We start from the raw sequence: 14,718 nt of genomic DNA on the forward strand, positions 1-14,718 counted from the left end.
GCCACCGGTCGGCGTGAAGCCGATGCTGCCATCGGCCGGGGTATCGGCGGGATAGGACACGATCACCGAATCCGCGCCGTCATAGCTGAAGGCGATGGCCTCGAAGGTGACGGCCAGCGTCCAGGCCTCGTTGTCCGCGCCCTCGGCCCGGCCGGTCAGGGTCAGCGCGCCCGGCTGGATCGCGTCGCTGTTGAACGAGAGAACGCCGTCCGCGATGGTGATGGCGTTGGAACCATTGACCGTCCATCCGGTTGCCTTGGCCGCTCCGGGGATCTGCGCCGAAATGTCATAGGTCAGCGTCCCGAATCCGGTCGGATAGGCGCGCGATGTCAGGACGGCCGGCGGGGCGGCCGCGGCCTGGGTCGTGGACAGGGGCCAGCGGCGTATCGTGCCGTCGCTGGCGGTGACGCGCAGCGTGACGACATCGCCCGGGCTCAGCGCGAAGGCGTCGTCGCGCGCGGTTCCGTTCACCTCGACCGCGACACTGCCGATCGTGGCGCCGTTGCTGGCGGCATAATTCGCGATGTCGCGGTAGATCGCGATCTCCGCGATGCCGCCGATCCTGTCGCCGCCGGCGGTCCGCGTTTCGGCAGGCGCGGCCAGGGCCGAAATGACGGTTTCGGCTTGCGGCGGCAGCCCGGGCGGGACCGCAAGGCCCGGCGAGACGGCGATGGCCGTCCTGCCCGGCTGATCGGCCGTCTCGCTGTAGCTTATGGTCCGGCCGGCATGATCCGGGCCCGGTTCCAGGCGCGCGCCGCCCTGATTGGCAATCTCCTGGCCGTCCAGCAGCCAGCGGGCGGTGATCGCCGCCTCGCCAAGTGCTGCATTGCAGGCCCAGAGCCCGCCTTCCGCCAGCAGGAGGGTGGCCGATCCGTCAGCATCGCGCAGGATCGGGGGGACCAGGCAAAGCGGGCCGCGGCTCAGCGCCGCCACCGCGACCGGGTAATCGCCGGCAAGGCGCGCCGGCGCCGTGACGTTCAGGATCAGGCTGTCGCCGTTCCTGCCCAGCCCCGAGGCCACCAGCCCCTCCTCGGCGGTCAGCAGGCGGATCTCGCAATCCTGCGGCAGGATTTTCCCGTGCCGGGGCCTTGCGCCGCTGCCCATCGAAAAATGGATCATCAGGCCAGCGCCACGATATCGGTTGCGGTGGTGCCGCTGGCCCAGATCCGGGTCGCGCGGATCGGGAAGGGGGCCCCGGCGATGACGAAGACCCGGCCGATCGTGCCCGACTTCGTCGTGACCTGCACGAAGCCATCCGCCCCGGCCGCGATGGCGCGGCTGGTAAAGTCCAGATCGGCCTCGTCGCTTGGCGTGACCGTCTGAAGATGGCTGGCGGGGCTTTCGAGGCTGGCGGCGTGGTAGTGGAAAAGATCGGTCATGTCGGGCTCCTCGGCCGTGCGCGCCGGTTGCTGGGGCCGGATCGGGACGGCATGTGAAAATCGGAACGACACATTCCGCTAAGGATGGTGGAGAATGCGTTACCGGGGCGTGCGCTGCTTGGCCCGATCAGGCAACGGGGCCCCGGCCGCGGCCCCTTGGGGCCGGTCGGATTTTTCGCGATGGCGCTGAAAAGGAACGGAAACGGCCATCGGCTTTTGAAATACGCGCATGGCCGCCTTGGCGGCTGCCTGGCCGGACATGCGCGCCGCGCAGGCGCGCGCCGGGACGCGAAGGGCAGAAGGGCCGCTATCGGCCAAAGGCCGATTCTGCCCGATCGCCCCTGCCGCAACCCTGCAATCCCGTCTTGACGGGGGCCGATGTCGCGACCAGACCCGTGCCGAGCCGCCCCGATCGCGCCTTCAGACGGATCCTGTCATGCCCCATCCCGCCCGCATCGCCTATCTGACCGGGGAATATCCGGCCATTTCGCATACCTTCATTTTGCGCGAGGTGCTGGCCCTGCGGGCAAGGGGCCTCGAGGTGCGGACCTGTTCGATCCGCCGCACCGCCGCCGCGCAGCACCGCGGCCCCGACGAGAAACAGGCCGCCGCCAGCACGTTCCATGTTCTCGACGCGGCGAAACGGCCCGGCACGCTGCTGGCCGCCCTGGGCTGGGCGCTGGCGCGGCCGGGACGGTTCGGACGCATGATCCGGCTGGCGCTGAAGACCCGGCCCGCCGGGATCAAGGCCACGATCTGGCAGATCTTCTACCTGATCGAGGCGATGGTGCTGGCCCGGCATCTGGACCGCGCGGGCATCACCCGGCTGCACAACCATTTTGCCATGGCCTCGTCGACCGTGGCCATGCTGGCCTCGGAATTGTCGGGCATTCCCTACAGTTTCACGCTGCACGGGCCGGCCGATTTCTGGGAAACCGGCCGCTGGCATCTGGGCGAAAAGATCGCCCGCGCCCGGTTCGTCGCCTGTATCAGCCATTTCTGCCGCAGCCAGGGGATGCTGTTTTCCGATCCCGCCCACTGGGAGCGGCTGCATATCGTTCATTGCGGCGTCGATCCGGACCGCTACGACCCGGCCCATATCCGGGATCCGGGGCGCGAGGCGGGCAGGAACGTGCTGTTCATCGGCCGCCTGGCCGCCGCCAAGGGCGTGCCGATCCTGCTGGACGCCTTTGCCCGGCTTCATGCCGCCCATCCCGATGCGCGCCTGACCCTGGTCGGCGACGGCCCGGCCCGGCCCGTTCTGGAGGCGCGGGCGCGCGATCTGGGCCTGGGCGGGGCGGTGCGCCTGACCGGCGCGCTGAGCCAGGACGAGGTCACGGCCGAACTGGCCCGCGCCGATCTGTTCGCGCTGCCCTCCTTCGCCGAGGGCGTGCCGGTCGTGCTGATGGAGGCGATGGCGGCGGGCCTGCCGGTCCTGGCCACGGCCATCGCCGGCATCCCCGAACTGGTCGAGGACGGCGTTTCCGGCCGCCTGGTGGCGCCGGGCGACACCTCCGGCTTCGCCGCGGCGATGGCGGATTTGCTGGCCGATCCGGCGCGGGCCCGGGCGATGGGCCGGGCCGGCCGGCAGAAGGTGGCGGCGGAATTCTCGATCGCCGGTGAGGCCGCGAAGCTCGACGGGCTGTTCGGGAACTGACCGGCTGCGCCTTGCGCGGGCGGCTAGCGGCCGGAATCCGGCGGCGGGGCCGCCACCGCGATCGCCGGGCGCCCGAACCGCAACAGCCGCAGCAGCAGATAGATCACCGCCGCGCTGCCGAAGATGGTGAGGATCTGCGCGATCTCGGCCGGAAGCCAGCGGATCAGGCTCCACATCAGGGCGATCGACACGATCAGGCCCAGCCCGTAGGCGGTGACGAATTTCGGCAGGTCGTGGCCATGCAGGGCCTCGCTGCGGAAGGTCCAGAGGCGATTGACCAGATAGCTGATGATCACGCCGGTCACATAGCAGATGCCGGTGGCCCACAGGGCCGGCAGGCCCAGATGGTAAAGCAGCAGGAACAGCCCGTAGGTCAGCGCGTTGCTGCTGATGCCGACCAGCCCGTAGCGCCCCAGCTGCCGGATCTCGGGGTGCAGGATCAGCGGCTTCATCATGGCCCCGACGGCTTTCGGCCCGCCGGCGCCGGGGCGGGATGGCGTGGCCCGGCATGGCGGCGCAGCGCCCCGGCGATGGCCAGCCCGGCCAGCAGCGTCATGAAGGGGGTGGCGGGCATGTGATAGCGGTCCTCGGCCACGATGATGGCGTGCACGGCGGTGAAATAGGCCCAGCCGCCGAAGACCGGGTGGAACAGGCCGGCCAGGCCGGCCTGCCTGACCGACAGCGCCACGCCGGCCAGCGCGGCGGCGAGAACCAGATACCAGTAGCCGGTCGCGACCAGCTTGGCGGCCGGCACGGCCTTCGCGCCGAACCGCGTCTCGATCGCCTGCCGGTTCCAGGCGACGCCGATGGTTTCGCGGCTGTGCAGCAACAGGACGCGCCGCCCCACATCGGCGGCAAAGCGCAGCGGATCGGACCGGATGTATTCGCGCGCCTGCGCGCCCAGATAGGCGTCGCGCCGGGCCTCGTCCATGCCGGAGACCTCGGCGGGCAGGGGGGTATAGCCGCCCTGGCTGTCGGGATTGTTGCCCATCCACAGATTGGCGTTGAAATTCGACGAGACGAGGAAGGGCTTGCCGATCTCACGGGCGTTGCGCAGCGTCCAGGGCGAGACGCTCAGCACGATCAGCGCGATGACCAGCGCCGCCCTGATTGTGCTGCGCAGGGTCGCGGCCATGCCCCGCGACAGCGCGGCGATGGCGAAGGCGGCCGGCAGCAGCAGGATCACCGGCCGGACATAGCAGGCCAGCCCCCAGATCAGCCCGGCCAGGACCAGGTTCACCCAGGGCCGCCCCGCGGGCCGGGCCCAGAAATACCAGCCCGTCACGACCAGGGCGATGAAATACAATTCGCTGGACAGGATCGAGGTGAAGAAGATCAGGTTCGGCCAGAAGGCCATGACCGCCAGCGCCGCGAAGGCCGCCCGTCCGCCGTAATAGATCTGCCCCAGCCGCCATGTCGCGATCATCGCGACCAGGGCCGCCAGAAGGTTCAGCGCGACGATGCCCGCATAGCTCTGGCCCAGCAGCAGGAAGGTCGCGGCGGCGATGGCCGATGTGCCGACGGCCCAATAGGCCGAGGGCTGGTCCGCGCTCCAGCCATAGACGCCGTCATTGACCAGGGTCCAGGCGAAGGTCTCGTAGGCGGCGCTGTCGGAGACCGGATCGACCGGGATCAGCAGCGCCCAGATCAGCCGCAGCGCCATGCCGGCCGCAAGGACGGCCAGGGCGCCGCGCGGCATGGCGCGCGCGGGATGGGCCGGGGCGGCCTCAGCCACGGGCGGCCGCCAGCAGCAGGATCAGCACCACCAGCCCGGTGATCTGGCTGACCCGGTCGCGCGCGGCGAAGACGATGGGATCATCCTCCATATGGCCGCGATGGGTCAGGATGGCGATGCGGCTGAGCCAGTACAGCAGGATCGGGCAGATCAGCCACAGGATCTGGGGCCGGGCATAAAGCGCGGTCGCCGTCTGGCTGTCCAGATACAGCGCGAAGACCATCACCGCCGCCTGCCCGGAACTGATGGCCATGATCTGCATGACGGTCACGTCGCCGGACAGATAGGCCCGGCCGGGACTGTCGGGCCTGTCCCGCGCGATCTGGTCGATCAGCTCGGCCTGGCGCTTGATCGCGGCCAGCCCGAAGAACAGGAAGACCGAGAAGGCCAGAAGCCAGGGCGAGGGGGAAATCCCCGCCGCCGCCGCCCCGGCGATGATGCGCAGCGTATAGAGGATGGCCAGCGTGACCACATCGACGATCAGCTTGCGCTTGAGCGACAGCGAATAGGCCAGCGTCAGCAGGAAATAGCCCGCCATGACCCCCATGAAGGCGCCGGGCATGACGATCAGCCCCAGAAGCAGGCTGATCCCCAGCATGATCGCGGCCATGGCCATGCCCGTCGCCGCCGGCACCGCGCCCGAGGCGAAGGGGCGGCGGGATTTGCGCGGATGGATGCGATCGGCGGGCAGGTCCAGCAGATCGTTGATGATATAGACCGACGAGGCGATCAGGCAGAACAGCACGAAGGCCAGCAGCACCAGCGGCAGCGCGGAAAAATCCTGCGCGGCCAGCATCGGCAGGAAGACGAGGATGTTCTTGGACCATTGATGCGGCCGCAGGGCCCGGATCATCGCGCGCCGGCGCAGGGCCGGATCGGCCTGTCCGACCGGTTGCAGGCTGATGCCGCCCGCCTGGCCGGCCCGGATCAGCGCCGCATCGGGACGCACGGCCAGTGCCGTCCTGGCCTTTTGCCAGACCGGCAGATCCGCGCGGCAATCGCCGATATAGTCAAAGCCCCGGTCGCCGAAACGCCGCACCAGAAAATCGGCCTTCGCATGCCCCGACAGGTTCGGCCCGCGGCCGTCGGGATCGGTGCCGTGGACCTCGTCGAACAGGCCCAGATGCGCGGCCACCGCCTCGGCGACGCGCCGGTCCGAGGCCGAGACCAGCGCCGTGCGCCGCCCAGCCGCGCGGGCCCGTTCCAGCGCCTCGATCACCGCCGGATCATAGCCCAGCGTGGCCGGATCGATGACCATGCGGTCGGCGATCGCGTTCTTGAAGCGGACCTTGCCGCCGCGCAGCCCCAGGGCCATTCCCGGCATGGCCCGCGGATCGGCGGCCGCCAGCCTCAGCAGCGTCTCGTGCAGCGTGTCGGTGCGGCACAGCGTTCCATCCAGATCCACGACGAGAACGGCTTCGGCATCATCATCCGCATCCGCGGGTCGGGGGTCTGCAATCATCACGGCGGGATCCATGCTGGGCGTCCTGTCGGTCATAGGTCAAATACTTGCATGAGGAAAGAACGCGGCGATGCGGATATTCCGTCCCGGGCCGCCTGGGGGATGGTCAGATCGGGATCGGCCGCCAGCCCGGCGCGGGCATCGGCGATGGCCTGCCGGACCTCGTTTCCTTGAAAATCGGCGAATGCCGCGATGTCTTCGGATTGCCCGGTCGTGTCAGGAGCATTCGGTGACACGGGATCAGCTAGCTCGTGAGAAGACCGCAGCTGTCGGGCATTTCCATCACGCTTGCGATGGAGCTGCGTCACGCCTTTGGCCCTGATCTTGCGTCTGAAAACCGGCGCTTTGAAATCCGCTCACCGATCTCAGGGAAACCCACGACAGCAACGACCGCCTCGTCCGGTCCATAGAAGCCCTGATGACAACCGTGGTGACGATCCAACTTCTGACCGGTCCTTGGGAACCTCCATCCTTTCGACCCGTCCCCCGCCGCTCTCCGGCATGTGTGAGGTGCCGGAGAGCGGCTCCTGTATCGCACAGGAGCCGGGACCGATCTCAAGACAAGCGGTCCTTCAATCGCCGCACGAAGTTCATGCGCTCATGCAGAATCGCGATGATGATTGGGCGCTCGGCTTCGAGCCAGACGATGTAGTGACGCTTGCAACGGTGGATGCGAACATCATTCGGCAAGCCATCGAGCATCTTCCAGCAAGCGGTTCCTCTCCCCACAGCTTCGCAACACGCCTCGATCTGGCTGAAATATGTCTCGGCCTGATCGAAGCCCCACCGGTCGCAAGTGTAGCGCCAGATGCCGCGCAAATCCTTTTCGGCGGCAAGCGTGAGGCCATAGGACGGCACAGGGGCTAAAGACCCGCCTGCTCATGCGCCTCGCGCCGGATATCAGCCATCGACTTCGTGGAAAGCTCTCCGCGCCGCGCCTGGTCGATCCGAGGTTTCAAAAAATCGGCCAAGGCGGCGACCGCCTCGCCCTCGCTCATGTCATCGAGGGCAGGGGCATCGCCAAGGGTGCGTTTCAGCACATAGTCCTTGATGCTCTCGCCTTTCAGGGCAGCGATAGCCTTCAGCTTCTGGTGTTCTTCGGGTGTGATATCGATTGAGAGTCTGGGCATGATCCGAAGATAAGGCATCAGGGCGCACAAAACAACATTTGTTGTTGAGCTATACATATCCAAGCTTTTACCCAAAGTTCTTCTTTGGTTCTCACTCCTGCATGTGATAGATGATGTGTCAGAACCAGATAATAGCACAAAACATGGAGTTGAAATGGCGCGCTACTCCGTAAACAACAACACCCGGTTCAATGGCGATCACGAAGTCCAAGCCCCGTTGCGGGGCGAAGGTCTGTGCGAACGATTCGTGCTGAGCGCGACGGAATGCCTTGTCGCCGGACTGCGCTTTGACGCGGTCAGGACCGTCTAGGACGCGGATGCCTTGCGCCGGCGGTCCATCCGCCCGGCTGCGGGGCCGCGGCGCTTTCTGCGCTGGCTGCCCAGGGCGGCCAGGCCCAGCGGCAACAGCAGGACCGAAGCCGGCAGCGGCACCGCAGAGACGGGCGGCAAGGACGGTTCCAGGACGGTGAAATTGCCCTGCCACAGGCGCCAGATCGCCAGATCGCCGCTTGTGGTCGTCTGCGCGAAGGGTCCGGCCCCCAGGGGCAGGCTGTCCTCGCGGAAAAACACCGAACTGCCGGGCGTCAGATTGCCGCCCAGCACGGCGCTGACGCCGTAGAGCAGCGAGAAGCTCGAATCATCGGCCTGGACCTGCGTCGCCGACCGGCAATCGATCCCGCCGAGCTGGCAGGAATCGACCGATCCGGTTTCGGTCGTTCCGGGATCGGGAACGTTCAGCCTGGCCGTGAAGCTGACCCTCTGGCCCGGCGTGAAGGGCAGGATTCGCGGCAGACCCCAGACATCGTCGGCCTGGCTCAGAAAGGTATCGCTGCCGTCGAACAGGACCCGGCCGCAATCGCCCAGATCATCACTCGGCGTGCAGCCGGACACATCATAGACGCTGGCATCGAAATAGGTTGTGCCGAGAAAGCCGAGATCCAGCCTGATCTCCTTCACGGTCGCCGCGTTCACGGTCGTCGCGAACAGAATGGCGGTCAGAATGGCACCGATCCGGGTCCAGAACATGGCAAACTCTTTCCTGACAAGTCACACAGCCGGCGTCGCCGCCGGGTCGGGAAAAGTGTAAGCCAAGAGACGGTTCCGGCCAAACGGATTCTGCCGGATTCAGATGAATTAAACCTTTGCGTGCCATTGCCTGGCGGACTCTCCCTCAAGGTGCGGGTGCACGGGGGTGACGCCGGTCGCGGAACGGTCTATGCGGTCCCGGCAGGTCAATGGTCCCGCCAGCGGATGGTATAGAAGTTGCATCGACTGACATTTTTGTCCGGAGACGGTCTGCGGCACCGGGCGCTGCGCGGGACCGCCGTGACCCTGGGCGGGGTCGGGGGGCAGCAATTCCTGCGGCTGGCCTCGAACCTGATCCTGACCCGGCTGATGTTTCCCGAGGCATTCGGCCTCATGGCCCTGATCCAGACCTTCATGGTCGGGTTGCAGATGTTTTCCGATATCGGCATCGGACCGTCGATCATCCAGAACAGACGCGGCGAGGATCCCGATTTCCTGAACACGGCCTGGACGATCCAGATCATCCGCGGCACGATCCTGTGGCTTCTGTCCTGCGCGCTGGCCTGGCCGCTGGCGCGATTCTATGACGAGCCGCAGATTTTCTGGCTGATGCCGGTGGTCGGTCTCAGCGCCCTGATCACGGGGTTCAGATCAACCAAGAACGCCGTCGCCAACCGCAACATGCAGCTTGGCCTGCAGACCGCGATCGCCCTGGCGTCGCAGGCCGCAGGCCTGGTCGTGATGATCGTGCTGGCCTGGATGACGTCTTCGGTCTGGTCGCTGGTCATCGGCGGGCTGGTCAGCGGATTTCTGAGTGTCTGGGCCGGCCATCGCTTCCTGCCGGGGATGTCCAACACCTTCCGCTGGGAACGGGGTGCTGTGCGCGACCTGATCGGGTTCGGCAAGTTCATCTTCATCAGCACGCTGGCGGGGTTCTTCGTCAATCAGGGCGAGAAGGTCGTTCTGGGCAAGCTCGTCAGCCTGGCCGATCTGGGGATCTACAATATCGGCTTCTTCATGGCGTCCTTTCCGACCATGCTGGGCAGCATGATCGCGGGACGGATCCTGTTTCCGCTGTATCGCGAGATCCGGCCCTCCGAAAGCCTGCCCAATCGCAGGAAGATCCGGCGCGCGCGGAACCTGCTGACCGGCAGCATGATCGCGCTGTTCGGAACCCTCGCCATATCGGGGAATTTCCTGATCGGGTTTCTCTACGATCCCCGCTATGCCGCCGCCGGGCCGATGCTGATCATCATGGCGATCATGCAGATCCCCGCCGCCCTGACGATGGGCAATGCGCAGCTTCTTCTGGCCGAAGGCGATTCGCGGCGGTTTTCCCACCTGACCCTGATCCAGGCCGGGCTGAATTTCATCCTGCTCTTCGGCGGTTTCTGGCTGATCGGAATGGCCGGCGTGCTGCTGATCCGGGGGCTCAGCATTATCGGCATCTATCCCCTGCAGCAGATCTATCTCAGCCGCTATCACGGCACCGACCTGCGCCGGGACGCCGTCTTCCTCCTGATCGGGGCGCTGTTCTCGGCCATCGCCATCTGGGTCAACTGGGACGTCCTGGCGGAATTCGGCCGCGTGTCGGTATCGCTTGCACCGGCGGTGACGGGGAACTGGTATCCGAAGAACCTGTTCGGCGGCTGATCACTTGTATTCGATCAGCCGGGCCTTGCGCCGAAACAGGCGCGCGAAGAGATACTGGAACGCGCCAAGCGCCTCGGGGATCTTGGCGATGGTCAAAAGCGCGGCGCGCGGCCCGTCGCCGTCGCGCCGCCACAGGCGCAGGATCTGCGCGGGCCACAGCAGCAGCAGCGCCAGAAAGACCGGATGGATCGCAACGGCCCCCAGAAACGCCGCCGCCGGCAGGACCGCGCCCCACAGGATCGCCCGGCGCAAGGGCGCGGCGTAGTGGCGTTCGGGCGCGGCGCCATGCATGGCATAGCCCTGGGCGAAGGCAAAGCCCGCCCGGCGGGCGCGTTTCCAGAACTGGCCGAACCGGGTCATGGCGGCGTCATGCAGCACCATCTCGCCGTCGATGCGCCGGATCGTCCAGCCGCGCGCGCGCAGCCGGACGCATAATTCGGGCTCTTCCCCGGCGATCAGGGCGGGATCGAAACCGCCGACCTGGTCCAGCGCGGCCATGCGGAACATCGCATTGCCGCCCAAAGCGCGCGCCTCGCCCACCGGCGTGTCCCATTCCCGGTCGCAGAAACGGTTGTAGACCGAGGCCCCGGGAAACCGCTCGCGGCAGCGCCCGCCGGTTCCGGCAACCCCCGGATTGGCCTGCAGAAAGGCGCGGGCCCGGCCGATCCAGCCCGGATCCAGTTCGCAATCGCCGTCGATGAACTGGACCAGATCCGCCCGGACCCCGCCTTGCCGCCGCAGCCGGTCCAGCCCGGCATTGCGGGCCCGCGCGGCCGTGAAGGGAACCGACAGATCCAGCCGCAGAACCTCGACGCCCCGGCTTTCGGCCTCGGCGATACTGCCATCGGTCGACCCGGAATCGACATAGACGATCCGGCGCAGATCCGCCCTCTTCATGCTGTCGAGACAGCGAATCAGACGCACGCCCTCGTTGCGCCCGATCACGACGGCATCGACCAGGAAGGATGCGTTCTCCGCGGCTCGGTCGCATCCCGCGCCCTCCAGCCGCCGCCCCCGGTCCCCGCGCGGCATCATTGCGGCCCCGGCGGCGGGACCGCGGCCTGGCGCCGGGCCCGAAGGCCCGTCTGGCGGCTATACCTGTTTCGCCGGGGCGGGATCGCCTCTGCGGCGTCACCGGGCGCGGTCTCGCGGATCCGGCCCAGTTCCAGCCGGCCGGCCAGGGCGCCGGCCAGAAGCCATGTCACCGGCGTCAGCGTGGCATTCGGGATCAGGTCGATCAGGTTCGCCGTCAGGACCAGCGCCAGGCCGGCAGTGGCCGATGTCAGGGCCAGGCCGCGCCATCGCAGCGCCAGGAGGACCAGCGGAATGGCCAGCAACCCCATTTCGGCCAGATAGCCTGTCCAGCCCCGCACCCCCATGGCCTGAACCCAGTAGCCATCGGTCACGCTGATATCGACGCCGTTATCGTTGTAGACCCGGTTCCGGCCCCAGCCGCCCCAGCCGAAAAGCGGCCGTTCATTGGCCTTGGCCAGCAGGATATCCTCGTTCTCCAGCCGGAACGACAGGGACGCGGCCCGGGCCGGATCCAGATCCCGGGCGGTCGAGACGACGGTATCGACCGGGATCCACCCGGCGCCGCGCAGCATGGGATAGACCAGAACGATTACCGAGATCGACGCGGCCATCAGGATATGCAGGCGCACGGGCATCAGCAGGATCGTCGCGCCCAGAAGAATGCCGATCCCCAGGGCGCCCATGCCCTTGGCGAGGATCAGGGTCATCAGCAGCCACAGCGATGCCAGCAGCCAGCGCATCCTGAGCGGCCCGGAACTCAGCCGCCACAGGGTCAGCGCCGCCAGGAAACTGACGGACAAAAAGATCGCCAGCCACAATCCGTGATTCAGGAACACCACCGGCCGATAGCCGCCCGCGCGGATATGCTGAAGCCAGGCATGGGGAAAATATCCGTAGATCATCCTGCTCAGCTGCGGCGACATCCGGATCTCGTAAAGCGCCGGAAGCGTGTAGATCAGTCCGAACACCGCCAGCGAGACGAGAAGGGCTATATGGGCCTGCGGATGGGCGAGATATTTCCGGGCCAGCAGGAAGGGTATCAGGGAAAACAGCATGTTCCCCATGAACGAGAGCATGTCGTAGAAGCGCAGCCCCGGCAGCCAGCGCGGACCGTAACTGACCGGATCGCCATTGCTCACGACCGTCCCGGCCATGCCGATCAGAAGAACGGCCAGCAGGATGCGGACGGCCCGGCTGCCCGGGACGATCCCCGGCATGACCATTCCCTCGGGCAGATCGCGGATCGCCGGCCCTTTCAGGAAGATCGCGCTGGCCAGCACCGCGGCAAGCCCGGCGATCGAATTCTTGTCCAGCGACGGCACGGCGGGCAGATCGATCGCATAATTCTCGGGCAGGAAAAGATAGCCCCCCAGGATCGAGGCGGCCAGGGCCTGGGCCGGTTTCCGCGTGGCAAACAGCCAGAACACGACCACCGGCCAGAACAGCACCGCCAACATGCTGACCATGCTCGCTCCTTCCTATCGCCCCTGCGAAAGCGCCCGGGCGCCGGCCGCCTCCTCTGCTTGGAAGGCGATGTCGGGAAAGACGTCCTTCATGGAATGATCGTAGACGCCCCGGTTCTTTCCATAGGAATTGTCCCTCATGACAAGGTTCCGGCCCAGCACGGCGGACAGGACCGCGATATGCAGCCGGTTCGTCTCGACCAGGCTGGCGCGTTCGAGGATAAGTTGCAGGATCTTCGCGGTCGTCGCACAGGCGGCCGGAGACATGTGGGCATCGGAAACGCCATTCAGGTGCCCGCTCGAAAACATCGCCGACAGATCGAAATTCGCCGCCGGCAGATCGCCGCCGGGGGCCTCGCGGTCGCCGCGCATGGCATGAAGCCGGGAATCCCTGAACCTCAGATGCCAGAGGATCTTGGTCACCATCTTCAGCCAGGCGATCCTGATCCCGGGCCGCGACAGAAAGCCCGGATCGAGACGCCGCGACACCAGATCGTCGCGCGATATCATGAATGCCATGTCATGCCCGAGGCCGGTCCTGGCCGTGCCGCCCAGTCCGGACAGATAGGCATGGCTGTCCTTGTCCCGCGCAAACAGGGTGCAGCGATCATCCATCGCCGCAATGACGTCGCCGAAGGCGCGGATGGTATGGGGCAGCAGCACCAGCCTGCGGCAGACCGGGTGGTTGGACTTCAGGAAGTCGATGGCCCTGGGATAGAGTTCGATCAGGGATCCGCCGCCGCCATAGACGACGCTGCGATCCGGATAGACGCCATCGGAGCGGCCGATCTGCCAGGAAATGCCGAGTTTCTCGAACAGGATATAGGTGCCCAGGGCGATCAGCCCGTCTCCGGCATTGCCCGGATTGGGCACGTAGATGATGGGTTCGGGCCCGCATTCGCGCAGCGCCTGGGCAACGGGCCCGTAATCATGCCCGTGCGGTCCCTTCATGGTCTCGGCCGTGCTCACCCTGCCTCCCGTCCCGCAATGCGTGAATGCCGCGCTTTCTCAGGATCGCGCCGGATCAGCGCGATCATGTCCCGCGCCCAGGCATCCCATGTCAGATTGTTCCTGCAATATTCGTAGGATCCGGCTGCCAGCGCGTCGAAACCCGGCCTGTCCGACAGGATCCGGGCAATCTTGTCGGCATAGGCGGCCGCGTCGGATCCGGGATCCATGAGAAAGCCGTTCTCGCCCTCGCGGACCAGTGACGAAATTCCCCCGATCTCGTTGATGACGGCCGGAACGCCATGGGCATTGGCTTCCGCGACCACCATCGGCGTGCAATCGGCCTGCGTCGGCAGGACAAAGAGATGCGCCTGCGACAGCGATCGCGTCAGCAGCCGGTAATCCTTTGCCCGCCCCTTGTCGAGATAGCCCAGGAACCTGGCATTGCCATAGCGGGACGGATCGTCCGGCCGGCCGCCGATGACCGTCAGTTCAGAGGCGATCCCGCGCCGGTTGAGAATCTCGTTCGCCTCGGCCGCGATGATTCCGCCCTTGGTCTGCCAGTTCTTTCCGATGAAGATCAGCTTCAGCGGATCCGGGGGGGGCTTGGCTCCGGGCGGAGGCGGCAGGGCGTCGAGGTTGAGCCCGAAGCTGATGGCGTGGATCTTCGCCGCATCCGCGCCGCCGAATTCCGCCAGCGCGCGCCCGGCCATGTAACCCGAGGAATAGACGACCAGATCCGCGCGCTCCAGGGCCGTCTGCTCGACAAGATCGGCCTGCCGCGAGGTCGGCCGGGCATAGAAATCCCGGAGGAATTGCGGCGTGGCATCGGTCACATGCACGAATTTCGGCCCCGCCGCGCCGCGCCTTTCGGGGATGAAACGCGACGAGACCGGCACGATCACCCAGTCCAGTCCCTTCACCGCCCCGGCCTCGGGGCCGCGCAGGGGCGTTTTGCGCCACCTTCTCCAGGCCGACAGCAGCTTTCCGCGATAGCCGCGCCGATACGGGCCCAGGACGCGCAGCACGATGTCGTCGCGGCGCCCCAGGGCATCCAGCATGTAGGACGGCGTGCCCGAAAAGGACCGCCGGTCATAGGGATCATGGGCGCAGAAGAACCCTATTTTCAGCCTGTCATCCATGGCCACCGCCGATGACCGGGCGATGAACCGGTCTGCCGGATCCGGGTTTCATGGCCGCTTCATCCTGCGCGCCATGCGAAGGCCGTCC

Annotated in this window: 16 protein-coding genes; 3 read left to right on the forward strand and 13 right to left on the reverse strand. The window is 66.7% G+C overall.

From position 1 onward, the window contains the following. Both AC13CR_RS03510 and AC13CR_RS03515 read right to left on the reverse strand, forming a co-directional pair. A partial coding sequence (locus tag AC13CR_RS03510; protein WP_446236110.1) for a hypothetical protein occupies positions 1-1,119 on the reverse strand: 1,119 nt, incomplete at its 3' end. Beyond that, positions 1,119-1,379: a spike base protein, RCAP_Rcc01079 family gene (locus tag AC13CR_RS03515; protein WP_293014621.1), complete on the reverse strand. Its 261-nt coding sequence runs from the start codon at positions 1,377-1,379 to the stop codon at positions 1,119-1,121. The genes AC13CR_RS03510 and AC13CR_RS03515, both read right to left, overlap by 1 nt. Positions 1,380-1,815: 436 nt before the next feature. On the opposite strand from AC13CR_RS03515, the gene AC13CR_RS03520 reads away from it, so the two are divergent. After that, on the forward strand, positions 1,816-3,036 hold the full coding sequence (locus AC13CR_RS03520; RefSeq protein WP_298857925.1) for a glycosyltransferase: 1,221 nt from the start codon (positions 1,816-1,818) through the stop codon (positions 3,034-3,036). Between the two features lie 23 nt (positions 3,037-3,059). Here AC13CR_RS03520 and AC13CR_RS03525 read toward each other — a convergent pair whose 3' ends face one another. From AC13CR_RS03525 to AC13CR_RS03550, 6 genes are all read right to left on the reverse strand, one after another. Continuing rightward, complete coding sequence (locus AC13CR_RS03525) at positions 3,060-3,491, reverse strand: GtrA family protein (RefSeq protein WP_293014617.1); 432 nt, start codon at positions 3,489-3,491, stop codon at positions 3,060-3,062. Next, positions 3,488-4,771: a glycosyltransferase family 39 protein gene (locus AC13CR_RS03530; RefSeq protein ID WP_293014614.1), complete on the reverse strand. Its 1,284-nt coding sequence runs from the start codon at positions 4,769-4,771 to the stop codon at positions 3,488-3,490. The genes AC13CR_RS03525 and AC13CR_RS03530 overlap by 4 nt, the downstream gene beginning before the upstream one ends. After that, positions 4,764-6,248: a UbiA family prenyltransferase gene (locus AC13CR_RS03535; protein WP_446234552.1), complete on the reverse strand. Its 1,485-nt coding sequence runs from the start codon at positions 6,246-6,248 to the stop codon at positions 4,764-4,766. Before AC13CR_RS03535 ends, AC13CR_RS03530 begins: the two co-directional genes overlap by 8 nt. Before the next feature lie 17 nt (positions 6,249-6,265). Beyond that, entirely contained in the window at positions 6,266-6,541 is a 276-nt protein-coding gene (locus tag AC13CR_RS03540; RefSeq protein ID WP_446232820.1) for a hypothetical protein, read from the reverse strand. A gap of 247 nt (positions 6,542-6,788) precedes the next feature. Then, a complete protein-coding gene (locus tag AC13CR_RS03545; protein WP_335662342.1) occupies positions 6,789-7,091 on the reverse strand; it encodes a type II toxin-antitoxin system RelE/ParE family toxin in 303 nt (100 codons plus the stop codon). A 5-nt stretch (positions 7,092-7,096) separates the two neighbouring features. Further along, positions 7,097-7,381, reverse strand: a complete 285-nt coding sequence (locus tag AC13CR_RS03550; RefSeq protein ID WP_293014609.1) for an antitoxin — start codon at positions 7,379-7,381, stop codon at positions 7,097-7,099. A 136-nt stretch (positions 7,382-7,517) separates the two neighbouring features. Between AC13CR_RS03550 and AC13CR_RS03555 the strand changes: the two genes are divergently transcribed. Further along, complete coding sequence (locus tag AC13CR_RS03555; RefSeq protein WP_293014607.1) at positions 7,518-7,673, forward strand: hypothetical protein; 156 nt, start codon at positions 7,518-7,520, stop codon at positions 7,671-7,673. On the opposite strand, the gene AC13CR_RS03560 is transcribed toward AC13CR_RS03555, so the two are convergent. Further along, positions 7,670-8,389: a VPLPA-CTERM sorting domain-containing protein gene (locus AC13CR_RS03560; RefSeq protein WP_335662343.1), complete on the reverse strand. Its 720-nt coding sequence runs from the start codon at positions 8,387-8,389 to the stop codon at positions 7,670-7,672. The two genes, AC13CR_RS03555 and AC13CR_RS03560, sit on opposite strands and share 4 nt — an antisense overlap. A 237-nt stretch (positions 8,390-8,626) precedes the next feature. Between AC13CR_RS03560 and AC13CR_RS03565 the strand changes: the two genes are divergently transcribed. Continuing rightward, on the forward strand, positions 8,627-10,042 hold the full coding sequence (locus tag AC13CR_RS03565; protein WP_298857563.1) for an oligosaccharide flippase family protein: 1,416 nt from the start codon (positions 8,627-8,629) through the stop codon (positions 10,040-10,042). Here the strand turns inward: AC13CR_RS03565 and AC13CR_RS03570 are convergent, their stop codons facing one another. The 4 genes from AC13CR_RS03570 to AC13CR_RS03585 are packed head-to-tail and all read right to left on the reverse strand — an operon-like array spanning position 10,043 to position 14,630. Continuing rightward, positions 10,043-11,077 (reverse strand): glycosyltransferase family 2 protein, encoded by a 1,035-nt coding sequence (locus AC13CR_RS03570; protein WP_293014604.1) that lies wholly within the window; start codon positions 11,075-11,077, stop codon positions 10,043-10,045. Then, positions 11,074-12,543, reverse strand: a complete 1,470-nt coding sequence (locus AC13CR_RS03575; protein ID WP_293014601.1) for a hypothetical protein — start codon at positions 12,541-12,543, stop codon at positions 11,074-11,076. The genes AC13CR_RS03570 and AC13CR_RS03575 overlap by 4 nt, the downstream gene beginning before the upstream one ends. Before the next feature lie 12 nt (positions 12,544-12,555). After that, positions 12,556-13,491 (reverse strand): polysaccharide pyruvyl transferase family protein, encoded by a 936-nt coding sequence (locus AC13CR_RS03580; RefSeq protein WP_293014598.1) that lies wholly within the window; start codon positions 13,489-13,491, stop codon positions 12,556-12,558. Positions 13,492-13,505: 14 nt separating this feature from the next. Then, positions 13,506-14,630: a glycosyltransferase family 4 protein gene (locus AC13CR_RS03585; RefSeq protein WP_446234550.1), complete on the reverse strand. Its 1,125-nt coding sequence runs from the start codon at positions 14,628-14,630 to the stop codon at positions 13,506-13,508. Positions 14,631-14,718 lie beyond the last annotated feature (88 nt).

This window comes from Paracoccus sp. L-17 (assembly GCF_056857655.1).